This window comes from Clostridium sp., from assembly GCF_036569345.1.
Lineage (GTDB): Bacteria > Bacillota > Clostridia > Clostridiales > Clostridiaceae > Clostridium_AD.
In genome coordinates, this window is sequence record NZ_DATCQT010000154.1 from 1 (window position 1) to 24,278 (window position 24,278).

General features: G+C 31.8%; 27 protein-coding genes and 1 tRNA gene. 21 read left to right on the forward strand and 7 right to left on the reverse strand.

The window, feature by feature from the left end; translation table 11 throughout:
- Positions 1 to 66 precede the first annotated feature (66 nt).
- Positions 67 to 141 (forward strand) — tRNA-Thr (locus VIM70_RS15415).
- Between the two features lie 145 nt (positions 142 to 286).
- On the opposite strand, the gene VIM70_RS15420 is transcribed toward VIM70_RS15415, so the two are convergent.
- Complete coding sequence (locus tag VIM70_RS15420; protein WP_331946664.1) at positions 287 to 1,267, reverse strand: ATP-binding protein; 981 nt, start codon at positions 1,265 to 1,267, stop codon at positions 287 to 289.
- Positions 1,260 to 2,246 (reverse strand): DnaD domain protein, encoded by a 987-nt coding sequence (locus tag VIM70_RS15425; RefSeq protein WP_331946665.1) that lies wholly within the window; start codon positions 2,244 to 2,246, stop codon positions 1,260 to 1,262. The genes VIM70_RS15420 and VIM70_RS15425 overlap by 8 nt, the downstream gene beginning before the upstream one ends.
- Before the next feature lie 250 nt (positions 2,247 to 2,496).
- Here VIM70_RS15425 and VIM70_RS15430 point away from each other — a divergent pair, with 250 nt between their 5' ends.
- The 5 genes from VIM70_RS15430 to VIM70_RS15450 all read left to right on the forward strand — a co-directional run bounded on the left by VIM70_RS15430 (position 2,497) and on the right by VIM70_RS15450 (position 5,846).
- A complete protein-coding gene (locus VIM70_RS15430; RefSeq protein WP_331946666.1) occupies positions 2,497 to 3,696 on the forward strand; it encodes a peptidoglycan DD-metalloendopeptidase family protein in 1,200 nt (399 codons plus the stop codon).
- A gap of 60 nt (positions 3,697 to 3,756) precedes the next feature.
- Complete coding sequence (locus VIM70_RS15435; RefSeq protein WP_331946667.1) at positions 3,757 to 3,879, forward strand: hypothetical protein; 123 nt, start codon at positions 3,757 to 3,759, stop codon at positions 3,877 to 3,879.
- Between the two features lie 206 nt (positions 3,880 to 4,085).
- Positions 4,086 to 4,748: a hypothetical protein gene (locus VIM70_RS15440; protein ID WP_331946668.1), complete on the forward strand. Its 663-nt coding sequence runs from the start codon at positions 4,086 to 4,088 to the stop codon at positions 4,746 to 4,748.
- 61 nt (positions 4,749 to 4,809) lie between these two features.
- Entirely contained in the window at positions 4,810 to 5,478 is a 669-nt protein-coding gene (locus VIM70_RS15445; RefSeq protein WP_331946669.1) for an NAD(P)/FAD-dependent oxidoreductase, read from the forward strand.
- Positions 5,479 to 5,633: 155 nt separating this feature from the next.
- A complete protein-coding gene (locus VIM70_RS15450; RefSeq protein ID WP_331946670.1) occupies positions 5,634 to 5,846 on the forward strand; it encodes a hypothetical protein in 213 nt (70 codons plus the stop codon).
- On the opposite strand, the gene VIM70_RS15455 is transcribed toward VIM70_RS15450, so the two are convergent.
- Positions 5,843 to 6,013, reverse strand: coding sequence for a uracil-DNA glycosylase (locus VIM70_RS15455; protein ID WP_331946671.1), 171 nt, complete (start codon positions 6,011 to 6,013; stop codon positions 5,843 to 5,845). The genes VIM70_RS15450 and VIM70_RS15455 overlap by 4 nt on opposite strands.
- Positions 6,014 to 6,227: 214 nt before the next feature.
- Positions 6,228 to 6,872: an undecaprenyl diphosphate synthase family protein gene (locus tag VIM70_RS15460; RefSeq protein WP_331946672.1), complete on the reverse strand. Its 645-nt coding sequence runs from the start codon at positions 6,870 to 6,872 to the stop codon at positions 6,228 to 6,230.
- Positions 6,873 to 7,127: 255 nt separating this feature from the next.
- Between VIM70_RS15460 and VIM70_RS15465 the strand changes: the two genes are divergently transcribed.
- Both VIM70_RS15465 and VIM70_RS15470 read left to right on the forward strand, forming a co-directional pair.
- On the forward strand, positions 7,128 to 7,691 hold the full coding sequence (locus tag VIM70_RS15465) for a TetR/AcrR family transcriptional regulator (RefSeq protein WP_331946673.1): 564 nt from the start codon (positions 7,128 to 7,130) through the stop codon (positions 7,689 to 7,691).
- 177 nt (positions 7,692 to 7,868) lie between these two features.
- Positions 7,869 to 10,418 carry a YhgE/Pip domain-containing protein gene (locus VIM70_RS15470; RefSeq protein ID WP_331946674.1) on the forward strand — a complete coding sequence of 850 codons (2,550 nt, stop codon included), beginning with the start codon at positions 7,869 to 7,871 and terminating at the stop codon, positions 10,416 to 10,418.
- A gap of 146 nt (positions 10,419 to 10,564) precedes the next feature.
- On the opposite strand, the gene VIM70_RS15475 is transcribed toward VIM70_RS15470, so the two are convergent.
- The gene (locus VIM70_RS15475) at positions 10,565 to 11,470 is read right to left on the reverse strand and encodes a radical SAM/SPASM domain-containing protein (protein WP_331946675.1); all 906 of its coding nucleotides are present in this window, start codon (positions 11,468 to 11,470) and stop codon (positions 10,565 to 10,567) included.
- Positions 11,471 to 11,690: 220 nt separating this feature from the next.
- Here VIM70_RS15475 and VIM70_RS15480 point away from each other — a divergent pair, with 220 nt between their 5' ends.
- Positions 11,691 to 12,026: a demethoxyubiquinone hydroxylase family protein gene (locus VIM70_RS15480; RefSeq protein ID WP_331946676.1), complete on the forward strand. Its 336-nt coding sequence runs from the start codon at positions 11,691 to 11,693 to the stop codon at positions 12,024 to 12,026.
- A 64-nt stretch (positions 12,027 to 12,090) separates the two neighbouring features.
- On the opposite strand, the gene VIM70_RS15485 is transcribed toward VIM70_RS15480, so the two are convergent.
- Positions 12,091 to 12,732, reverse strand: a complete 642-nt coding sequence (locus VIM70_RS15485; protein WP_331946677.1) for a tRNA-uridine aminocarboxypropyltransferase — start codon at positions 12,730 to 12,732, stop codon at positions 12,091 to 12,093.
- Positions 12,733 to 12,890: 158 nt separating this feature from the next.
- A complete protein-coding gene (locus tag VIM70_RS15490) occupies positions 12,891 to 13,385 on the reverse strand; it encodes a TspO/MBR family protein (RefSeq protein WP_331946678.1) in 495 nt (164 codons plus the stop codon).
- 345 nt (positions 13,386 to 13,730) lie between these two features.
- On the opposite strand from VIM70_RS15490, the gene VIM70_RS15495 reads away from it, so the two are divergent.
- The 12 genes from VIM70_RS15495 (at position 13,731) to accD (ending at position 24,238) form a co-directional block, all read left to right on the forward strand.
- Entirely contained in the window at positions 13,731 to 14,804 is a 1,074-nt protein-coding gene (locus VIM70_RS15495; RefSeq protein WP_331946679.1) for a nitronate monooxygenase family protein, read from the forward strand.
- A 145-nt stretch (positions 14,805 to 14,949) separates the two neighbouring features.
- Positions 14,950 to 15,396, forward strand: a complete 447-nt coding sequence (locus VIM70_RS15500; protein ID WP_331946680.1) for a MarR family winged helix-turn-helix transcriptional regulator — start codon at positions 14,950 to 14,952, stop codon at positions 15,394 to 15,396.
- Between the two features lie 24 nt (positions 15,397 to 15,420).
- Entirely contained in the window at positions 15,421 to 16,404 is a 984-nt protein-coding gene (locus tag VIM70_RS15505; protein WP_331946681.1) for a beta-ketoacyl-ACP synthase III, read from the forward strand.
- 20 nt (positions 16,405 to 16,424) lie between these two features.
- Positions 16,425 to 16,655: an acyl carrier protein gene (acpP, locus tag VIM70_RS15510; RefSeq protein WP_226125421.1), complete on the forward strand. Its 231-nt coding sequence runs from the start codon at positions 16,425 to 16,427 to the stop codon at positions 16,653 to 16,655.
- A gap of 174 nt (positions 16,656 to 16,829) precedes the next feature.
- Positions 16,830 to 17,762 carry an enoyl-[acyl-carrier-protein] reductase FabK gene (gene fabK, locus VIM70_RS15515; RefSeq protein ID WP_331946682.1) on the forward strand — a complete coding sequence of 311 codons (933 nt, stop codon included), beginning with the start codon at positions 16,830 to 16,832 and terminating at the stop codon, positions 17,760 to 17,762.
- A 47-nt stretch (positions 17,763 to 17,809) separates the two neighbouring features.
- Entirely contained in the window at positions 17,810 to 18,766 is a 957-nt protein-coding gene (gene fabD, locus VIM70_RS15520; protein ID WP_331946684.1) for an ACP S-malonyltransferase, read from the forward strand.
- Positions 18,767 to 18,817: 51 nt separating this feature from the next.
- Positions 18,818 to 19,558, forward strand: a complete 741-nt coding sequence (gene fabG, locus VIM70_RS15525) for a 3-oxoacyl-[acyl-carrier-protein] reductase (RefSeq protein WP_331946685.1) — start codon at positions 18,818 to 18,820, stop codon at positions 19,556 to 19,558.
- A 53-nt stretch (positions 19,559 to 19,611) separates the two neighbouring features.
- Entirely contained in the window at positions 19,612 to 20,853 is a 1,242-nt protein-coding gene (gene fabF, locus VIM70_RS15530) for a beta-ketoacyl-ACP synthase II (protein ID WP_331946686.1), read from the forward strand.
- Positions 20,854 to 20,855: 2 nt separating this feature from the next.
- The gene (accB, locus tag VIM70_RS15535) at positions 20,856 to 21,374 is read left to right on the forward strand and encodes an acetyl-CoA carboxylase biotin carboxyl carrier protein (protein ID WP_331946687.1); all 519 of its coding nucleotides are present in this window, start codon (positions 20,856 to 20,858) and stop codon (positions 21,372 to 21,374) included.
- A 45-nt stretch (positions 21,375 to 21,419) separates the two neighbouring features.
- Positions 21,420 to 21,866 (forward strand): 3-hydroxyacyl-ACP dehydratase FabZ, encoded by a 447-nt coding sequence (gene fabZ, locus VIM70_RS15540; RefSeq protein WP_331946688.1) that lies wholly within the window; start codon positions 21,420 to 21,422, stop codon positions 21,864 to 21,866.
- Positions 21,867 to 21,917: 51 nt separating this feature from the next.
- Positions 21,918 to 23,264: an acetyl-CoA carboxylase biotin carboxylase subunit gene (locus tag VIM70_RS15545; RefSeq protein WP_331946689.1), complete on the forward strand. Its 1,347-nt coding sequence runs from the start codon at positions 21,918 to 21,920 to the stop codon at positions 23,262 to 23,264.
- Positions 23,265 to 23,380: 116 nt separating this feature from the next.
- A complete protein-coding gene (gene accD, locus VIM70_RS15550; RefSeq protein WP_331946690.1) occupies positions 23,381 to 24,238 on the forward strand; it encodes an acetyl-CoA carboxylase, carboxyltransferase subunit beta in 858 nt (285 codons plus the stop codon).
- The last annotated feature ends 40 nt before the right edge of the window (positions 24,239 to 24,278 follow it).

Sequence of the window (24,278 nt, forward strand, 5' to 3'; positions counted from 1 at the left end):
GTTAGAGTGCTGCCCTGTCACGGCAGAGGTCGAGGGTCCGAGTCCCTTCTGGGTCGCCATATTCCTGCTAGCATGGCTCAACGGTAGAGCAGCTGACTTGTAATCAGCAGGTTGTAGGTTCAATTCCTATTGCTAGCTCCAAAAAAATCCTAAACATTTGTTTAGGATTTTTTTTATTTTGCAAAGAATTATAAAAAGTATTAATGAATGCTTCAACTTATTAAAAAGCACATATCACGTAAAAGTTTTACGAATATGTGCTTTAAATAATTAGTAAATCTTTTTATTATTTTGATTTACTTAGATTTTTCTTTATTCTTATATCGTCTCCAAAAAATTTACAAAGTGTAAAATTTCCAATTAATCTAGATGTTATCCTTTCAGAATAGGTCTTAAGTAAACTTTCAAGGGTTAAATTAGTTGATACTAGCATTTTCTTTTGTTTTAATAGTTTGGTATTAAGAAGGTTAAACATTTCAGCTTTAGTAAAATCTGAAAGTTGCTCAGTACCCAAATCATCTATAATAAGTAGATCACAATTTATTAGTAGCTCCTCTAGAGAATTGTCATTATTAAATCTAATTTCTTTTAAAGCTTTTATTAATTCTTCAGCAGTCCTATATACCACAAAAGAGCCCTTATCAATTAATTCCTTTGTTATGCAATGTGACAGAAAGGTTTTCCCTGTGCCAGAACTTCCATAGAATAATAGGTTTTCATCAGTAGTATCGAAATTTTTCAGAAAACTCATAGATTTAGATAAAATCTTTTCTATGTTTTTTCTTGGAGATTCCGATTGGAGTTCACTTTTCCTTGGAGGATAGAAATCCAATTTAAAATTATCAAAGTTATGGGTTTTTAACATACCGCGAAGTTCAGAACCGGTGTAATAAACATCTATAATCTTTTGTTTAAAACAAGAGCATTTAGTGTTTATAATAAAACCAGTATCATGACATTTACTACATCTATAATGCAAATTCAAGTATTCCATATCAAAACCATTAGAAACTAATAGTTCTGATTTTTTCACTCTTAGATCCATTATTTTTTCTTTTAAAGCATGTAAATATTGATCTCTATTATTAATACTTTTCAGAGCACTAATAGATAATTCAATACATAACTTACCTATTGTCTGATCTAGCTTAATAATTTCAGGATGAGTTTTTTCTATGTGGGCTTTTCTTTTTCTAAAGTCAGCTTCTTCTGTTTGTCTTATTTCATCATATATAGCTAATATTTTTGTTTGATATCCTTTAATCATTATTATCCCATCCTAGCAGTTTTTTTTCTAGTTCATCAAAGTCATATGCTCTTTGTTCATAATCATTAAAACTTCCTTTGGCAGGTTTGCCACCAGCAGTATTATGTTTAGTAGTAAGGGATCGTTTTTTATCTTTTTTCTCTATATCATCTAGTGAAGTTATGCCATCTTTAAACCAACTATTTAAAATTCCATCTATATATTTAAAATCAGCTCGGTTAAGCCTATCAAAACAAATATCGCAAGCTTTAAATATAATTTCTAGAGAGAATTTATAAACATTAATCCATTTATCTAATATTTGTTCTTGAGGTTTCATTATATCTGGCGCTTTTATTCCTAGGTAATTTAAAATTTTTCTAATATTTATCCATTTATCTTCATGTTTTTTTATATAGGATTGAGCATCTTCAATATTTTTAATATTTGCATCATGCCATGCAATTGCAATGGTTTCAATGTATCTATAGTCAACTTTACCTTTTGATACACAATATTGGATTAAAAGTAGTATTAGCTCTGGTGGAAAATTATAATCCTTTTGCCAGCTTAGGTACATGGTCATTTCTTTTGGTGACAAAGGTTTGGCTAATAGCTTTTCAATATCTTGAAGCATACCCTTTATTGAAGAATTGGTTAATTCCTCAAGTAAATTTATGCCTTGAGTATTTTCAGTAGGAACATCTAATAAATCTAGGAATTCAATATTAAAGTTACCCATATTATCAATGGGAGTCATTTTAATTATACACTCATCATTCCAGTAGTTCCAAGCATTAACGACATCAGTTTCAAGAAGCCCAAGTGTATTTGCTATCACTGAAGATGTAGCACCTATTTCTCCAGAGGTACAATATTTTAGCCCAAGAAGATAGACTTTAACGAATTCTCCTCTAGCTCTAGGCATAAATTTATCTATAAAAATATTACTCACAGGAGTATATTTATAATTTTCATTTTTAAACATGAAAGTACTCATAAGGTCACTACCTTTCTTTTTATTATAAAACCATGATTTTAAAATTTAAAGTTGGCGTACATTTATGTATAGAAGTATATATATATAATATACACAATAAATTATAATTTCTATTTTAAGTTTATATATATTTTATTATTCAACCTATAGTATACCATATAGTGCGAAGTTCAATTTTAAAAAAATAATACTATAATGGTTAATATTTGATATTAAGGGCATATTAAGTAATAATGCAGGAGGTATAATATTGAATGGTATAAAACGAAACAAAGCAAATATATATGTGGTAGTTACAACGCTTTTGGTTACTGCAACTATTTTGTATTTCAATGTATATAGGTTTTATGGCTACAAAGTTTCTATAGGAACTAATACCATAACCTTTGTAAAGAGTAAGATGGAATTTAATAGAACATATAAAAAATTACAAAGTGAAATTAAATCCAAATATAAAACAGTTGTTACAACAAAAGATTTTACTTTAAGTAAAGTAAAAGTGGATAATGTGGATGTTTTTATAAGCGGGGATAATCTAGAGAAGAAAATGCTTGAAAATTTCAATATAGTAGTGGATGTGTTTCTAATGAAATCGGATAATAAAAAAATGGCATATGTGGAAAGTGTAAATCAAGGAGAAGTAATTCTGAAGGCTTTAAAAGATTATTATTATAAGGAAGCCAAGATAGGTAATCCTAGCAAAATAGAAATAGAAAATAAAATTAGTTATGAAACGGTTAAAGTTAAAATAAGTAATCTACAAGTGAATTCTGAAATTGTTAAAGACGTAATAAAATATAATAATAAAGTACAAACACCAATTATAACTGTTAAGTCAGTAGGAAATAAAAGCACAGAAGAAACTATATACCCAACTACAATAATGACATCCTCGAGTGATCTAATGGTTGGTGTAAATAAGGTTGAACGTGAAGGTTCTAAGGGAGTTAAAAAGGTAACGTCGCAGGTAGTATTATATAATAATAATATAATCTCTGAAAAGTTTTTAAAATCAGAAATTACAACTCCCTCACAAAACAAAGAAGTATTAGTTGGAATTAAAAAATCAACAACACTTCAAGTGGCATCTATAAGTAGCCCATCAAGAGGCAATATAAGTTCGAATTTTGGTATGCGTTGGGGAAAAATGCATAAAGGAATTGATATAGCAGCTGATGCTGGTTCAACAATAAATGCTGCGCTAGATGGGGTTGTTTGTTATGCCGGTTGGGAAGAGGGGTATGGCAATGTAATAAAAATTGATCATGGTGATGGTATAGAAATTACGTATGCACATTGTAGTGTTATTAACGTAAAAAAAGGTGAAGCGGTAAAGAGTGGCACAAAAATAGGGGAAGTAGGAAGTACCGGGAATAGCACAGGACCTCATTTGCATTTTGAGGTAAGAGAAAATGGTGTAGCAATAAATCCTGAAAAATATTTAAAGTGAAAAAAATATATGAATAAAAATATCTTTAAAGTAAAAAATACTTTATGAAGGGGTGATTTTATGCCATATAAAGAAATGAAAACACCAGCAAAGGAAAAGGATAATAAACCTACAAAACCAGAGACTATTGAAGATTCTGATATGCAAAAGAAAAAACGTAAGTCCGCAATAACCTTTAAATAATTAAATTATTTTATTAGTTTTAATAAAGAGAGCTTTAATGCTCTCTTTGTTTTTAATGATTTATTCTTAATCGCATCTACCATAGTAATTAATTTGTAATAATATCTAAATGGTAACATAGGGTACAGTAATAACAAGATAATTAGGGTATTATGAAATTATAGATTTGCATATAAAAAGAATAAATAGATATTGGAGGAATAATAATGAGCGCATTTTTAGCACCTATTCACACATGGTTATTTGATAAAATTTTATTAGCAGAGGATTTAGAGAAAAACTTAAAAAAAGTTTATATAGATAAATACGGTGACGTTGCAAAAGATATAGCAATAAAATCCGAAGCTTACGGAAGTCCAATAGATACCACGAAAAATATAGAGGAGATAATTGATGTATCAAATATACATGGCTGGTTACAAGATAAAATCATCAAAGTAGAAACTAGAACAGCATTTATAATAACAGAAATGATTAAGAAATATGGACAAGAGGCAGAAGTTATCGCTAAGGAATGTTTTGCTATGCAAGGTAAAATTGTTGGGGAAAATTTTAAATTAAAAGAAATACCAGGAAGCCCAGAAGAGGTATTTAAAAATCTTAATAATTATTTGTTAGAAGGTATGCCTTGTGATAGAGCAACAAGACTTATTAAATCAGAAGCTGATATATATGAATGGGAAACTACAAGTTGTATCCATAAAAATTATTGGGAAATGGTAAACGGTGATGTAAATATATTTTATAAACTTAGGTTTGCAATGACTAAAGCATTTGTTGAAAATTCTAATGAGGAATATACCTATAAATTCATTAGGGGCTTAGAAAATAGTGGTATAATTGGAGTAAATCAAATTATACGAAAGTAAATATAATGGGGGCATAATAGCTATTAGTTGTTAGATTTCCCATGGAATAGGAGGAGATTTAATGGAACAACCTAAACATGCTGTACTTCAAAAGGTAAGGGATGGAAAAAGAACTTATGCTGTAACACCTCATATTCCTGGAGGATTTATAACCTCAAAACAACTTTCTAAAATAGCTGAGGTAGCACAAAAATATAAAGGAATTTTAAAAATGACCTCAGGTCAGAGAATTGCAATATTAGGATTAGAAGCGCAGGACGTTGTTAAAGTTTGGGAAGAGTTAGGGATGCAGCCAGCTGTTAAATCATTAAATTCTGTAAAAAACGTTCACATGTGTCCAGCAGCGTTTTGTAAAAGAGCGAAACAAAATTCCTTGAAAATTGGAATGATTTTAGATAAACGCTACCATGGCATGGAGATGCCTTGCAGAACAAAAATCGGAGTGGCTGGTTGTAAAAATGCCTGCACTAGTGTTTACGCTAGGGATTTAGGCGTAATAGGTCACAAAGAGGGGTACATGATAGTTGCAGGTGGTAGTGGAGGATTTACACCTAGGGTAGCTGAAATTATTGCAGATAATTTGACAGAGGAACAGGTATTACTTGTAGTTGATATTTTAATAAAATATTATAAGGCTAATGGAAACATGGGAGAAAAACTAGGGGATTTTATTTTAAGAATAGGACTCGAAAAATTTAAAGCAGATATACTTAATAAATTCATTAACTAAAAACAATTCTATAGACGCTTAATAGGCGTCTTTTTTTGAATAAAAAATCAACTCTTTCGGCAAAATAATATTGAAGTGCATAAAAAAAATAGTAATGAAGAATTATATAAGCAAATGCATATTGATACACTTATTATTTAAAGGAGGGATGGATTTTGAGAAGAATAAATGGTAGAGGATTAAGTAATGTACAATTTGAAAAATTTAGAGTATTAGATAGTCATGATAAACTTGAAGATGTAGAAAGTATGTTAGTAAATATACCTACAATAGTTACAGGATTTAATGAAGATGGAACTCTAAGTGAAGAGGAAATAAAGTCCTATGCGTCTGAGATTGTTGTGCAAAACAAAAAGTTTATAGACTAGTATTTTGGGGTATACTTGCCACAGGCCATTCCAGAGGACTGCTTTACTAATATGGAAGGTAAATTTGAAGATTTGAAACCATAAAACTTACAACCTTTAGGGAAGGATGGATCCCAAGTAATATAGTAATATATACATTTAGTACAATTTATTTTTTCATTAACCATAAATAACTCCTTTAAAATATAAAATAAAATTGCTCTTTTAAAAATAAAAAGCATACAATATTTACTCAATAATAACACATTTTATGGCAAAAAAAAATAGACACAGTTATTTTAGAACATATATCTATTTAAAAACAATAAAATAATGACAGCTCCGTAGGAGATGAATTAACAGCTCTATAAGAGATGAATTAACAGCTCTATAAGAGATGAATTAACCACCAAGAGTTAAATCTTGATCATTATACCAATTTAGAGCATTTAATAAATGTTCAGGTTTAAAATCAGGCCAAAAGTCATCTATAACATAAAAGTCCGAATATATTGATTGTAAAGGCAAAAATCCACTAAGACGCCTTCTTCCACCCCAACGAATAATTAAATCTACTTTAGAAATATCATTTGTTTTTATGCAATTAATTATATTGCTTCTTTTACTACTTTTGTTTTGATCTAAATTACTTAGGTCCCATTCCCAACCATAATTAACAAGAAAGTTTAGTTTTATACCACCTTTCCCAAAGGTTTTTCTGGTGGTGTAAGGAATTAGTTCTTTAGGAAACATAGGTGAGTCACTATTTCCTACTACTAATAAATCAGCATCCTGTGTACTTAAAAGCTTTACTGCATCAACGCAAGCTTTAGCAAAAGCCTCTCGCTGAAGAGCTGGCCTTTTTGTATTATCAGTTGTAAAACCATAATAAGTTATTTCTTTTACACCCATACTTTTACAAATCTTATACAAAGCCAGACCAGGGTCTAGTCCGAAGGTATATCCTTTGTCTTTTGATAAACCGTTATCTACAGACCATCTTCTATTTCCATCCGGAATTATTCCGATATGATTTGGTATTCTCATATTATCACCCTTTAATCGTTAATTTTTGAACCTATATACCATAGTATATCCATTATTACTATATTAAACCATGTTATTTTTAAATTTATATTCATTTTCGATATAGATATATATTCCATGAAGGTATAAACTAACAATAGACATTTTATATAGTCTATTGTATATTTTAATAAATGGAAAATAAAAGTTGGAAATTTAATCTTAAGATTAAAATAACAAGATAAGATAAACTTATTGATAACTTGGGGTGAGATAATGAATAAAACCAAAAGGGATATATTTGAGTCCGCAATTAAAATCTTTTCTACGAATGGATATGACGGAGCTACTATGGATGAGATTTCAACAACTGCTGGAGTAGCTAAAGGTACAGTTTACTATTACTTTAAAAGTAAGGATGAGGTTTTTAAATACATAATCACTGAGGGCGTCAGTTTGCTAAGGCAGCAAATAGAAAGTATTAATACAGGGGATGGCGACTATGATTTTAAGTTAAGAGAATTAAGCAGGGATCAATTAAAATTGGTATATGAAAATAGAGATTTATTTAAGGTTATAATGAGCCAAGTATGGGGAGGGAAAATAAGACATTTTGAACTAAGAGAGTTACTAAAGGTGTATATGGAAGACATTGAAAATTTTTTAATTAAGGCTATGGAAGATGGAGCTATAAAAAAATGCGATTCCTCTTTTTTAACATTTTCATATTTTGGCACTTTAGTATCAGCTGCGGTTTATAATGTTATTAAAAATGATAGCATGAAGTTGGATGAAATTACCGATAATTTCATGGAACACTTATTATATGGAATAAAATAGAAAACAGTAAGATAATTCTACATTATGTAGAATATCTTGCTGTTTTTTAATTTAAAAAACTTGTTGACTTTATAAAAAAATAATGTAAAATAAATATATACTGACCAGTCAGTCGAGAAATTATATTAATTAAAATTTTTATATGAAATAATTATTTATAAAGGACAAGGTGATAATATGAATTTTTTAAAAGTAGCTGGGAGAGATATTTCAAGCATATTTAGAAATAGATTTATACGGGTATCAGTAATAGCAATTATTATAGTTCCACTTTTGTATAGTTTACTTTATCTTGATGCGTTTTGGGACCCATATGCAAGGATTAAGGATATGCCAGTTGCTGTAGTTAACCAAGATAAAGGAAGTATAAAGGACGGAGCAAAAGTTAATTATGGGCAAGATTTAGTAAATAATCTTAAAGAGAAACAAGCAGTAGGTTGGAAGTTTGTTACAAAAAAACAAGCTGAAGATGGGGTTAAGGGTAAGGACTATTATGCTATGTTCATAATTCCTGAAGATTTTTCAAAAAATGCTTTAAGTTCAACTAATGGAAAACCAGAGCAAGCTACTATATTATATAGTGCAAATGAAAAGAAAAATTTTTTAGCAGCACAAATAAATGGTAAAGTTTTAGATCAGATTAAATCAGAACTAACCAAAAATATGACTAAGGAATATACAACAGCAGTATTTGACAGTTTATATGTAATTAAAGATGGTATGAAAAAAGCTTCTGATGGAACTAAATCTCTCGCTGACGGTTTGATTACCACAAAAGATGGTACGAGTAAGTTAAAAGATGGAGCAGGAAAGCTTAATGGTAATGTTCCACAAATGGTAGATGGTGTAGGTAAATTATTAGTGGGTTCTAATACATTAACTAGTAAACTAGGAGAGCTTAAAGCTCAAGTACCTACAATGGTAAGTGGAGTAAATCAGCTTTATGGTGGATCAGATCAGCTAAATAATGGGTTGTTGCAACTTAATAATCAAGTACCAACTATGGCAGCAGGGGTGCAAACGCTGAGTGAGGCATATAAAACTCAAATTGTACCTTCAACTGGTAAACTTAAGGATGGAGCAGCACAACTTGCTAAGGGACTGGAGGATGCTAAAGGGGGAGTAACTCAGTTAGCAGATGCATCAAATAGTTTAAATGATGGCTCAAAACTGCTTACAGATGGCTCAGGGAGACTTATCGTAGGATATGATCAAATGAAAGTAGGAATAAGTGGTCTTAAAGATGGAAGTTTAAAAGTTGCGACTGGAGTTGATGTTTTAGTAGATAACACTAAAAAATCTCAAACATCATTGCAGCAAGCGGTAGATTCTCAGCTGGAAGCATATTTAAAAGCCAATCCAGATGCAAGGAAAGATGCAAATATGCAAGGCTTTTTATCTACACTAGCTTCATTAAATAAAGCATTTACAGATGAAAATAACCTAGCTATGATGAGTGAACTTCGAACTGGGGCCCATAAAGAATCAGAAGGAGTTACGCAACTTCAAGAGGGTTCCTCAGATTTTATAAGCGGTTCGCAAAAATTTGAACAAAGCGCTGCTACTTTTGCAGTAGGTGCAGATCAGTTTTCAAAAGGGGCTGGAACATTTTCGCAAAAGACAGGTACAGCAGTTGTTGCAGCAAATCAAATTAGCGGGGGTCTTGATAATCTATATTTAGCTATGAATGGTGAATTTGGAAACGGACTTTCACAAATTAATGATAAAGTTCCAGCTTTAACGGAGGGTGTTTCAAAGTTAACTGTAGGTTCAGTGGCTTTATTAGGAGGGCTTGAAAAGCTTAATCAAAAGATGCCAGCTCTAGCAGATGGAACATCAAAACTAAGTGCAGGTTCAGAGCAACTTACACAAGGAATTAGTACTTTAAATGGGAAATTACCAGAGTTAAAAGACGGTGTAAATAAGCTATATGATGGTGCTAATAAATTAGATAATGGAATGATAAAATTAGCTGATGGTTCTATGGAACTTAATGTAAAGACTACACAAGGGTATAATGACCTTAACGGTAGTTTAAAAAATGACAGTAAAACTATGGCAAACACATTCTCAGAGCCGGTAGTTATTAATCAAAAGCCAATAAATTCTGTTAAAACTTATGGTGAAGGGTTTACCCCATATTTCATTCCATTATCATTATGGGTAGGTGCTTTAATGATGTTCTTTGTAATTACGGATAAGGTAGATGAAGACATTGCAGCAAGCCCAGCTTCTGTAGTAGCTGGTAAATTCTTATCATATGGGGCAATAGGATTTATGCAAGCAGTACTTGCAAGTGGAGCTGTAATGTTATTAGGGCTTAGACCTCAAAATGTATTGTTGTATTTCTTATTTAATATTTTCTTATCTTGTGTATTTATAGCAATTATTCAATGTATGGTATTCCTGCTTGGGCAAGTAGGAAGATTATTGTCAATTATATTGTTAATTCTTCAACTAACTTCTTGCGCTGGTACATTCCCAATAGAAATTGTACCTAAATTGTTTAAGGTTTTAAATCCATTTATGCCATTTACGTATGCAGTATCTGGATTAAGAGAAGCAATATCAGGTGTTGACTATGGAGTGTTTACAAAAGACGTGACAGTGCTTGCAATAATATTATTTGTGTTTTTGTTTACATCCATATTAATGAAAGGACATGCGGATAAGGCACAAAAATTTATACAAGAAAGAAAAGAACAAGCAGCGAATATGACAACATAATAAAAAACACATGCCACTTGTGAAAGTTGGCATGTGTTTTTAAATTTCGTTAAATCATCACCTGCGGTGCTGCAATATTAACGACTTCAGAAGGAAATTTATACGTCTACTAAAGTTTTATTTTTATTATAGTATGGAACTGTAACTTAAAAAGTAGTAGGTTTTCCTTCTGAAATGTCGTTAAACTTTTTTCTGTATCCGCACTTTCTACATAACTCTTCAACTACTTCTCGTCTCGAAAATCCATTAAAAATGTTATTAGCCCTATCACTTTCAATTATTTGTGAAAAGTTTGTTTTATGAATATTGCCTAGATTAATTATACCTTCTCCATCAAGGCAACAAGGGACTACTGTTCCATCTACTAATATGGCTACTTGGTTGCGAAGACCATAACAAAAACCGGGGCTATTATCTTCTGCGGCTAATAAATCTGGCCACTGAAATTCATGATCTTGATTTAAATATAATTTGTCTTTGATTTTAATACCCCTACCTGGGAGTATTTTTTCTTCAATTTTATAAGAGAAATTGAATGCAGTTTCAATTACAGAAAGTAAGTCACGATTTTTCTTAGCCTTAATATTTGTAGTATTATCCTTATCTAAATTCCATAATCTTAAAGAAAATAAAGTATCTGTTTTATTTATAGATTGTTTAACAAAGGAAATAATATTATTAATATATTCATCTTTATTAGAAGCACCTTCATTTCCATCGAAACTGTGTAAGGAGAAATTAATTTGTCTTAGTGAAGGTTTCAGCATTATTTTGTTTTGAACTTTGCTTATTAGGGTTCCATTTGTGGTTATGTTAACCTTAAAACCTTTTTCATAGCTTATATCTAAGAGTTCATCCAGTTTAGGATGTAGAAGAGGTTCACCTTTAACATGAAAATATATATAATCTGTATGTGGTTTTATTTGATCTAATATTTTGATGAAGGTATCTAATTTCATAAATTCAGGTTCTCTACATGTTTTAGGGCAAAAATTGCAGGAAAGATTACATACATTTGTGATTTCTATATAAAATTTTTTAAATCTTTTCATCTGAGATACTCCAATCATAACTAGACTTTAGTTGATTTACATAAGAAACTATAATACTTATAATAAATCAAAACTACACAACTACTTAAATCAATTACATGATGTAGTCAAAAATATAATAACATAGTTTTTCATTTTAATCTTTATCTAAATATATAAATGAATAATATTTTATTATAAAGCTAAAAATAGAATAAACATCTAAAAGGAGGAATAAAAAATGGCGTTATTAGGAAATCCATTCATTGCAAATGTACCAAAACAAATGTCAGATAAAGAGTTAGCACAGGCGATTAGAGTAGATATTGCTGGTGAAATTGAAGCAGTTATCGTTTATGAAGCTCATGTTATGTCTACAGCTGATGAAAGGGTAAAAAAGGTTTTGCAAGAAATTGCAAATGAAGAAAAAAGGCATGTTGGTCAACTTGAAGAAGTTTTATATATGTTATCTCCAAATGATTCTCAATTTATTGAGGAAGGTAAACAAAAAATTAAAGATCAGCAGTCTAATGATAAAGATTTTCATATAGCTATGAGAAACGCTACTTTAAGATAAGTTTATAATATAATTATCTTAGATAGCATAATAATTAATTTTTGCCATCCTTTGTTGGCAAAAATTAATTTTTATTAGAAAGTTTGTGGCCACTTAACCCAGCCTTATAGCTCTTTAAAAATAAATTGTAAAACTCATCTACTATTTGTGAATTTTCAACCTCACCACTTATTTTTAATATTTCTATTGCCGATTCGATTGTGCATAGATTACCATCCTGCACACCTCTTCTTAAATCATATTTAGATTTAAAATCCGGCTCTAATGAAATAATCGGTATATTATCTAGATAGGCACTTCTCCTAAATATTTTTCGGGCTTCCTTCCATGTACCATCTATAATAATAAATGCAGGAATTTTCCCTGTATTTTTATATTCAACTTTTCGGATCGCAGTTTCAGAATTTTCTATAGGAAAAAGTAAGAAGGGTTCATATAGTTCATTAATTAAATTTGATACTAACTTTTCAGGTATCTTTGTTCTTTCCCAAAGAAAAATCTCTGTTGAAGTTGGATTAATTATCTCCAATAGTCTTGCTGTATTAGAGGCCCTATAAAATTCTTTTTCCGTAGACAGAATCCAAATCTTAACATAAGTTTTTATTTTAGATGATTTATCACAAATGCAATTTATAATAGGCAAACCACACTTATTACAACTATCATATAGACTTGTTATTTGTTTTACTTTATAAATTGAATTCATATGTCCTCCTAAAATTCTTTTATGTTACAACTCAAAGCTCCATATTATATAAAAAACATCTTAATTTCTTATAAGTTTAAATTAATTAAAGAATTATTATACCATAAACGAATTAGAGAACATAACAACACCTAATTTATAATATAAATAATGTATGCTTAATTAAGTATCCATATAGCATAATTTAAAACTCCAGCAAAGGACACCCAAGCAATATATGGAATCATAAGATAAGCTGCAGGTTTGTCTATCCTATAAAACTCAAAAGTAGTTAAAAGAATAAATACTAATAGTAGAAGTAACTCTAAAAAAGCTATTGCATATAGTCTAAATCTAAAAAATATAATAGACCAAAGAAAATTTAAAAATAACTGTATTCCATATAAAGTTAATGTTTTTTTTACATCCTCGCCTGATTTGCCTTTCATCCAAATTCTATAAGCGGCTATAGCCATTAAAAAGAATAGTATTGTCCATACTACAGGGAAAACCCATCCGGGAGGTGAAAATGCAGGTTTATTAAAATTTTCATAGGCGTTTGATGAGTTCATACTCAAAAATCCACTTAAAAGACCTACACCTTGTGCTAACAAAACACTAACAATAAGAGCAACAACATTTTTTTTACCGTCTACCTTAAAGATATTAAACATATTTTATCTTCCTTTCTATGATTATTTTAATAGAGTTCTCAGTAATAATTTGTTATATTTGAATTACAGTTATTTATATTGTATTTATTTAAGGGTTATTTTATACCAATAAGAGTTTTAGTAATTGGTGAAGTATGCCCATTTCTTTAATTACAAAATATCGTTAAATAAGTAAATAATTCTTAAAACATAGTAAATACTATATAGTATGGATATATAAAACTATATTATCAAAAGGGTATAGGAAACAGTTACAAGATTTTTTTATCTTGACATAGATTACAAAAATATATATACTTTGACTATCAAACTAGTTGAAAATCTAAGCAAAGGGAGAGGATAATTATGAAGTTACCTCCTTTAAAAATTGGAGAATTAATAGCAAGTATTCCTATAATTCAAGGCGGTATGGGGGTAGGGGTATCTCTATCAGGCCTAGCATCAGCCGTTGCCAATGAAGGCGGAATTGGGATAATATCTACTGCTCAAATTGGATATAGAGAAAAGGACTTTGCAACCAATGCAAAGGAAGCAAACAAAAGAGCACTGAGAAATGAAATTAGACGCGCTAGAGAATTAAGTCCTAAGGGAATAATTGGGATAAATATCATGGTAGCTATGAATAATTATGATGAATTAGCAACAGTTGCTTTAGAAGAAGGTATAGATTTAATAATATCTGGTGCAGGTCTTGCACTTAATTTACCTAAAGTAGCAAAAGGATTTAATACTATGATTGCACCTATAGTATCATCAGCAAAGGCAGCTACAGTTATATCAAAAATGTGGGATAGAAAAAACAATTGTGCCGCAGATTTAATTGTTGTTGAAGGCCCTGAGGCCGGGGGACATCTTGGTTTCTCTATGGAATCATTAGTGGAAAAACAAACACAAGACTTAAAGGAAATAGTTAAAGAAGTTATTGAAGCAATTAAGCCTTTTGAAGAAAAGTATAATAAAAAAATTCCTGTAGTAGCTGCTGGCGGAGTTTTTACTGGAGCAGATATTGCTGGGTTTATAAAAATTGGGGCTGCGGGTGTGCAAATGGCAACGAGATTTGTAGCTACTGATGAATGTGATGCTAGTTTAGCTTTTAAAATGGCATATATTAATTCAAAACAAGAGGACATAAAGATAGTAAAGAGTCCTGTAGGTATGCCAGGAAGAGCTCTTAACAATAAGTTTATGAAGGATGTTATAGAAAAGGGTTGCAAAGTAAATAAATGCTATTTATGCATAAAGGAATGTAATCCTAAAACAACACCTTATTGTATTACAGAAGCGTTAATACAAGCAGTAACAGGTAACTTAGATAAGGGTCTTATTTTTGTGGGAAGCAATGCATATAAAGTGAATAAAATTGTGACCGTTAAAGAACTTATGAATGAACTAGTGACAGAGGCAGAATGTATCCTTTAGTTTTATATGTTTGAATTTTGTGTAAAATTATTCAAATTTATGGTAAAAATATTGACAAATAACCATCTCATAGATATACTTTGATTATCAAAGTATATGTAATTTAAAGTATCTGAAAATCGAAGTATGGGAAATGGTGATAAATATGAGGAAATCTGTTGGGGTTGTAAATGAACTTTTAGTAGAGTCCTTTAGCGATATATCACAGATAGAACAGCAGGCACTTAAAGAAGGTCTACTTAAAGATATAACTGTAACTGAAATACATACTATTGATGCAATAGGAATGTACAAGTACAGAACTATGTCACAGGTAGCTCAGGATCTTAGAATCACTGTAGGGACTCTTACAACGGCTATCAATAAACTGTTGAAAAAAGGTTATGTTGATAGAAAAAGAGGGGAAGAAGATAGAAGGTCAGTAATGATTGCACTTACTAGAAAAGGCAAACTCGCCTATAGAATACATGATAAATTTCATTCTCATATGGTGCATGCAACTATAGATTGTCTAAGTGAGGAAGAGGAAGAGGTATTGATAAAATCTTTAGAAAAATTAAATGCTTTCTTCAGAGAAAAATACAAACTATAAAGTTAGTTGAAAGGGGGAATAAGTATGAATGAGGTACAAATAATTGGTACAGGAAGTTATGCACCTCTAAACATAATGACAAATAATCAATTATCAGAAATTGTAGATACTTCTGATGAATGGATATTTACTATGACAGGTATAAAGGAAAGACATATATCTACTGGTGAAAACACATCTGACTTAGCTACAAAAGCCGCATTCGAAGCATTAAAGGATGCAAATGTTAAAGCTGAAGATATAGATTTGATAATTGTTGCAAGTACATCACCAGATCAATTTGTTCCAGCCACAGCATGTATAGTTCAAGGAAATATTGGGGCAGATAATGCTATGGCTTTTGATATATCAGCAGCATGTACAGGATTTATATTTGCACTTAATATAGCAATGCAATTCCTTAAAACAGGTCAGCGAAAAAGAGCATTAATAATAGGCGCTGAGGTACTGTCGAAAATTGTTGATTGGACAGATAGAAACACTTGTATACTCTTTGGAGATGGGGCAGGTGCTGCAATACTTGAGGTAGGTACTAAAAGAGGAATTATTTCTATAAATTCAGCTTCAGAAGGTAAAAAGGCAAGATTTTTAACTTGCCCAACTGTAGATGTAAAAAATACTTTTACAAAGGGAACTGAAAATTTTAAAGCAATAATAGGCATGGATGGTAAAGAGATTTTTAAGTTTGCAGTGAAAACTATTGCAAGTAGTACAAATAAAATCTTAATGGAAAATGACCTTACGTTAGATGATATTAAGTATGTGGTTTGCCATCAAGCAAATTACAGAATAATAGAGTTTGTTGTTAAAAAATTGAAGGCTGACAAAGATAAGTTTTTTGTGAATCTAGATAGATATGGGAATACTTCAGCAGCAAGTATAGCCATAGCTTTAGACGAAATGAATAAAAAGAACTTATTGAAAGCTGGAGATAAAATTATACTTGTAGGCTTTGGTGGTGGATTAACCTACGGAGCTTCATTAATAGAATGGACAATTAGTAAATAAAATATTAGGAGGAATTAATAATGGTATTTGAAAAAGTTAAAAGTGTAATAGTTGAACAATTAGGAATAGACGAGGCAGAGGTTAAAATGGAGGCAAAATTTGCAGATGATTTAGGTGTAGATTCTCTTGAAATATTTGAAATAGTTATGTCACTTGAAGAAGCTTTTGAAATAGAAATACCCAATGAAGATATAGAAAACATTAAAGATGTAAAAGGAATTGTTAAATATATAGAAGAAAAACTTAAATAATAAAATTAAGGGTTAGATGGTTAGAGAGATGATCTACCAAGTACATTAAAATTTAATTTACTTGAGTATGTCAAAAGGCATATATTACATGAAATGTTCTTTTAGTAATATATGCTTTTTTCTATAATCATCTGACTCTAACTATATGTTTTTAAGGAATCAAGGAGGGGTAAAATGTTTAATTCCGTATTTTTTAAAGATTTAGGTGTAAAATATCCAATAATACAAGGTGGAATGGCTTGGGTTGCAGACAGTAGCTTAGCATCAGCAGTATCTAATGCTGGGGGCTTAGGTATAATCGCCGCAGCCAATGCACCAGTTGATTATATAAGAGATGAAATTAGAAAAGCAAAGCAGCTAACAGATAAACCTTTTGGCGTAAACATAATGCTTTTAAGTGATAATGCAGAAGAGATTGCACATCTTGTATGCGAAGAAGGAGTTAAAGTAGTTACTACAGGGGCCGGAAATCCAGGTAAATACATGGAACTTTGGAAGGCACACGGAATTAAAGTAATTCCAGTAGTAGCGTCAGTAGCACTCGCTAAACGTATGGAGAGAGCAGGAGCAGATGCAGTTATTGCCGAAGGTTGTGAATCAGGCGGACATATTGGAGAACTTACGACAATGTCACTAGTTCCTCAAGTTGTTGATGGAGTTAGTATCCCAGTAATTGCAGCAGGTGGAATTGGTGATGGACGTGGTGTTGCAGCAGCCTTTATGCTTGGGGTACAGGGAATTCAAGTAGGAACAAGATTTTTAGTAGCAAATGAATGTACAATACATGAAAATTACAAAAGGAAGATTATATCAGCAAAGGATATAGATTCTGTAGTTACAGGAAGATCAACAGGTCACCCTATTAGGGTATTGAAAAATAAGTTATCAAGACAATTTCAAAAGCTTGAAAAGGAAAATGCTTCAATAGAGGCTTTAGAGGAACTCGGACGAGGATGTCTACCTAGAGCAGCAAGAGAAGGCGATATTGAGATGGGATCTATTATGGCAGGTCAAATTGCAGGTCTTGTAAAAAAAGAACAATGTTGCAAGGATATTATAGAAGAAATGTTTACAGAAGCAGAAAATGCTATTATAAAATTCAAATAATAAAGAATATTATTTAATATATATGAACAGAATTAAGGAGAGAAATTATGGGTAAAATTGCTTTTATTTTTCCTGGACAGGGAGCTCAATACATAGGTATGGGCAAGGAGTTATATGAAAATATAGAGGAATGCAGAGATATATTTAATATTGCGGATAAAGAACTTAACTTTGAATTAAGTAAACTTTGTTTCGAAGGCCCGCAAGCAGAATTAGATATTACAGAGAATACTCAACCAGCTATTCTAACTACTAGCATAGCTGCTCTTATGGCATTAAAAAAACATGGCATAAAATGTGACGTAACTGCAGGACTTAGTCTTGGAGAGTATTCAGCACTTGTTTGTAGTGGAGTTATGGACTTCAAAGATGCTGTAAAACTTGTTAAAAAGCGTGGAAAATTCATGCAGGAGGCAGTGCCAGTGGGAATAGGAACTATGGCAGCCATCATAGGACTTGAAGCTGATTTAGTTGAAGAAGCTTGTAGTGAGGTTAGGAATTCTGGGATAGTCGAAATTGCCAATTTAAACTGCCCAGGACAAATAGTGATTGCCGGGGAAATAGCAACCGTAGAACTTGCTTGCGCAAAGGCTACTCAAAAGGGTGCAAAAAGAGCTATACTATTGCCAGTAAGTGCACCTTTCCATACTTCTATGCTAAAACCAGCAGCGCTGAAGTTAGAAATTGAACTTGAAAATATAGATCTTAAAGATATTACTATTCCAGTAATGACAAATGTAAATGGTGATTATATAAAAAGCAAAAATAATATTAAAGGTAATTTGAAACTTCAAGTAATGAGTTCTGTTTTATGGGAAACAATTATAAGAAATATGATAAAAGATGGCGTTGATACTTTCGTAGAGATAGGACCAGGTAAGGTGCTTTGCGGCTTTGTTAAGAAAATAGATAGAAAACTTACCGCCGTTAATGTAGAAGATATGGCATCTTTGGATAAAGCTGTTGCATCTTTAAATAAAGCAATAGAACTTATTAAGAGGTAGAACCTATTAAGAGGCAGGGCAATTATTAGAGATGTAAAGGGAGTGCGGTTTATGTTAAAAGGAAAAACAGCAGTAGTTACAGGAGCTAGTCGTGGTATTGGAAGGGCTATAGCTTTAAAACTAGCAAAGCTTGGAGTCAATATAGTTGTTAACTATAGAAAAAGCCAAGATGCAGTGGTTGAAGTAGTTAAAGAAATAGAAGCTTTAGGAGTAAAGGCATTGGCAGTTCAAGCTGACATAAGCAGTTATGATGATGTGGGAAATATGATGAAAAAATGTATGGAAGAATTCGGATCTATAGATATCTTAGTAAATAATGCAGGTATAACAAAAGATGGTCTTTTAATGAGAATGAAGGAAGAGGACTTTGATAGCGTTATAAACATTAACCTAAAGGGTGCATTTAATTGTACGAAACATGTATCATCAATAATGCTTAAGCAGCGATGCGGAAGAGTAATAAATATATCTTCAGTCACTGGTATTACAGGAAATGCAGGCCAAGTAAATTATTCATCTGCAAAAGCAGGGATTATAGGCATGACAAAGTCGGTAGCTAGAGAATTTGCAAGCCGTGGAGTTACTTGTAATGCAGTAGCACCAGGATATATTCAAACAGATATGACAAATGCTTTACCTGAGAAGGTAAAGGAATCTATAATGAACACTATTCCACTAAAGAGACTTGGAACTGCGGAAGATGTTGCAAATGTAGTAGCATTTTTAGCATCTGAGGAAGCTGCATACATAACAGGTCAGGTTATAAATGTAGATGGCGGAATGGTAATGTAATATCAAAAGATGATTCATTATATAAATATGATGAATAAAGGAGGATTTACTTTATGAAAAATAGAGTCGTTATAACAGGAATGGGAGCCGTTACTCCTATAGGAAATGATGTAAACAATTTTTGGAATAATATAAAAAAAGGTAAATGTGGCATAGATGTAATTAAGTCTTTTGATATTACGGACTTTAAATGCAAGCTGGCTGCAGAGGTTAAGGATTTTGATGTAACAGTAGCACTTGACAAAAGAGAAGCTAGAAAAATGGATAAATATTGTCAATACGCAATGGTTGCGGCTGCAGAAGCAGTTAAAAATTCAGGACTTGATTTAGAAGCTATAGATAGTGAAAGAATGGCAGTAATAGTTGGTTCAGGAATAGGCGGGATTGGTACTATTGAGAGAGAACATTCAAAGCTTATGGAAAAGGGACCAGGTAGAGTTACGCCGTATTTAATACCTATGATAATAGGTAATATGGCGGCTGGAAACATTGCAATAAAGTATTGTGCTAAAGGTATGTGTTCCAGCGTTGTTACGGCTTGTGCTACAGGAACTAATGCAATAGGAGACGCTTTCCATATGATTCAAGATGGAAGAGCAGACATAATAATAGCTGGAGGAGCAGAAGCATCAGTAACACCACTTGCTTTAGCAGGATTTGCGTCATTAACAGCTTTAAGTAATAGTGAAGATCCTTTAAGGGCATCAATTCCTTTTGACAAAGAAAGAAATGGGTTTGTTATGGGAGATGGTGCAGGTATAGTTATTCTTGAATCATTAGAGCATGCTCAGAAAAGAAATGCAAAAATATATGCAGAGGTTAGTGGGTATGGATCAACTTGTGACGCTTATCATATAACTTCACCATCACCAAGTGGAGAAGGTGCGGCAAGATCAATGGTAATGGCGCTTAAAGATGCAGATATAAAGGCAGAAGAAGTATCATACATCAATGCACATGGAACAAGTACTCCATATAATGATAAATTTGAGACTCTTGCTATAAAAGCTGCTTTTGGAGAATATGCTTATAAAATACCTGTAAGTTCAACAAAATCTATGACAGGACACTTGCTAGGAGCATCAGGAGCAATAGAAGCTATAGTATGTGTAAAAGCATTAGAAGAAGGTTTTGTACCAGCAACTATAGGATATAAGGTGCCAGATGAGGACTGTGATTTGGATTACGTTCCAAACATTGGACGATCAGAACAGCTTAAATATGCTATGTCTAATTCATTAGGCTTTGGTGGTCATAATGCTACTATATTATTAAAAAAATGGGACGGTAGATAATTATGGATTATAAAAATATTCAAGAGTTAATAAAAACTGTTAGTGATTCACAAATCACTAGTTTTGAAATAGAAACAGAAGGTATTAAGATAAAAATGGAGAAAAAAGAGCAACAGGTAGTAGTAGAAAGAATGCCTGTAAATGTAACATCCGCTCAGAGCGTTACTCAGGATTTATTAACAAGGGAAAATGTTGCTACAAATGAAGTGTATGCAGAAAAACTAAATAATGATATAGCTAAAACTATTAAAAATTCAGAAAATAAAATGCCACAAGAAAACGTATTTGTAGTTAAATCACCCATTGTTGGAACTATGTATTCGTCTCCTAGTGCTGAATCAAAAAATTTCGTAAAAGTTGGTTCTAAGGTTAAAACTGGAGATACCCTTTGTATATTAGAAGCTATGAAGCTTATGAATGAAATTGAAAGTGAAGTAGATGGAGAAGTTGTAGAAGTATTAGTTTCTAATGAAGATATGGTAGAGTACGGACAGCCATTATTTAAAATAATTAAAAACTAGTAGATAAATCACTAATTTAATTACGTAAAAGATGGAGGTAATAACATGGAAGATATAAAAGGTACTACTTTAGATATAAAACAAATTCAAGAGATTATTCCTCATAGATATCCATTTTTATTCGTGGATAAAGTAGAGGAATTAGAACCAGGGAAAAGGGCTGTAGGATATAAGAATGTTACTATGAATGAGTATTTTTTCCAAGGACATTTTCCTGAGGAACCTATACTTCCAGGAGTAATAATTATAGAGGCTTTAGCGCAGGTTGGAGCAGTGGCACTTTTAAGCATGGAAGACTATAAGGGTAAAATTGCTTACTTTGGTGGCATTAATAAAGCGAAGTTTAGAAAAAAAGTTGTTCCAGGAGATGTGCTTAAACTTGAGGTTGAAATAATCAAAATGAAGGGACCTGTTGGAATAGGTCTAGGAATAGCTACAGTAAACGGAGTTAAAGTGGCACAAGCTGAAATTACATTTGCGGTAGGAATATAAATACTAAAAACACTTTAGTTAATAATTTTAAGTGTGGGGAAGGTAAACAATATGTTTAAGAAGATATTAATTGCTAATAGAGGCGAGATAGCGGTAAGAATAATCAGGGCGTGTAATGAAATGGGCATTCAAACTGTTGCAGTGTATTCTGAGGTAGATAAAAATGCTCTTCATACTCAAATGGCTGATGAGGCTATATGCATTGGACCTGCTAAATCTAAGGATAGTTATTTAAATATGCAAAATATTTTAAGTGCAACAGTGCTCACAGGTGCTGAGGCAATCCATCCTGGTTATGGATTTTTATCTGAAAATAGTAAGTTCGCTCAGATGTGTGAGGAATGTAATATAAAATATATAGGTCCAAGTTCGCAAAACATTGATAATATGGGAAACAAACTAAAGGCAAGAGAAATCATGATAAGTGCTGGAGTACCAGTAGTTCCTGGTTCTGACGGAGAAATTGTATCTGAATCAGATGCCTTAAAGGCAGCTGAGAAAATAGGTTACCCAGTTATGATAAAGGCATCAGCAGGTGGTGGGGGACAAGGTATAAGAGTTGTAAGTACAGTAGAAGAGCTCGTGCCAGCATTCAATACCGCTAAAGCAGAGGCGAAAACCTCTTTTGGTGATGATACAATGTATATGGAAAAATTCATAGAAGAACCAAGACATATAGAGTTTCAAATACTTGCAGATGAACATGGAAATGTGATTCATCTGGGTGAGAGAGATTGTTCTATTCAAAGACGAAATCAGAAGGTAATAGAAGAGGCTCCGGGAGCCGCAATGACGGAAGAACTTAGAAAACAGATGGGTGAGGTTGCTGTTAAAGCAGCTAAGTCTATTAATTATAAAAATGCTGGAACTATAGAGTTTTTATTAGATAAATACGGTAAATATTATTTTATGGAAATGAATACTCGTATACAAGTCGAGCACCCAATAACAGAAATGATAACTGGGGTAGATTTACTTAAAGCCCAGATAAGAATTGCTTCAGGGCAAGTGCTTAATTATAAGCAAGAGGATATTAAAATTCAGGGTCATGCTATTGAATGTAGAATAAATGCAGAAAATCCTTCTAAAAATTTCATGCCATGTCCTGGCGTTATAAAAACACTTCACATTCCTGGTGGATATGGAGTGAGGGTTGATAGTGCAGTATATCAAGGATACAAAATACCACCAACTTATGACTCAATGATAGGAAAACTAATTGTTCATGGAAAAGATAGAGATGAAGCAATATGTAAGATGAGAAGAGCATTAGGTGAGTTCATAATAGAAGGTGTGGATACTAATATAGACTTCCAATTTAAAATAGTTAATAATAGCAATTTTATAAAGGGTAATTTTGATACTAGTTTTATTAGTAAAGAATTTCAAAACCTTTAAAAGTGGCTAAATGCATGCTAGAATTTATTATTTAAAAGTTTTATACTATAGGTGTGGCATTTATTTTGGGTGCTATAAATTGTAGTGTAGGTATGTTTTTAGAAAGGGGTAACCATATGTTTGAGTTTAAACGTATATTTCAAAAGAGCAAATATATTGAGGTTAAAAATTTAGGAAATGATGGAGAGAAAAGACCTAATATCCCATCTGGAATGTGGGTTAAATGTGAAACTTGTGGTAAAATTCTTTATAATAAGGATTTAGAAGAGAGTATAATGACTTGTGATAGTTGTAGAACCCATTTTAGAATTGGTTCTAGAGAAAGAATAAATTATACAATAGATAAAGGTACTTTTATAGAATATGATGAGTTTATGATCTCAGATGACCCTATAGATTTTGAAGGATATAAAGAAAAACTACAAAATATGCAAGATAAAACTTTATTAAATGAAGCTGTAATTACTGGAGAAGGAAAGATAAATGGACAAGATACGGTAATTGCAGTTATGGATAGTAATTTTATGATGGGAAGTATGGGGTCTGTTGTTGGAGAAAAAATTACCAGGGCCATTGAAAAGGCGACAGAAAATAGTAAACCTATTATTATATTTACAGCTTCAGGTGGAGCTAGAATGCAAGAAGGTATATTTTCACTAATGCAAATGGCTAAAACTAGTGCTGCTATTGCGAGGCATAACGAAAAAGGTAATCTTTATATAACTGTGCTTACGGATCCAACTACAGGTGGGGTTACTGCAAGTTTTGCTATGCTTGGAGATATAATTCTCGCGGAGCCTAATGCACTAATAGGGTTTGCTGGTAAAAGAGTTATAGAGCAAACATTAAAAGAACAACTACCTGAGGGTTTTCAAAGGGCGGAATTTTTGCTTGCGAAGGGTTTTATAGATAAAGTAGTAGATAGAAAAGTTATGAAGGATACTTTAACACAAATATTAAAAGCTCATTCATAACATATAGACAAAGACAAAAGTAACACAGAGGGAGTGAAAA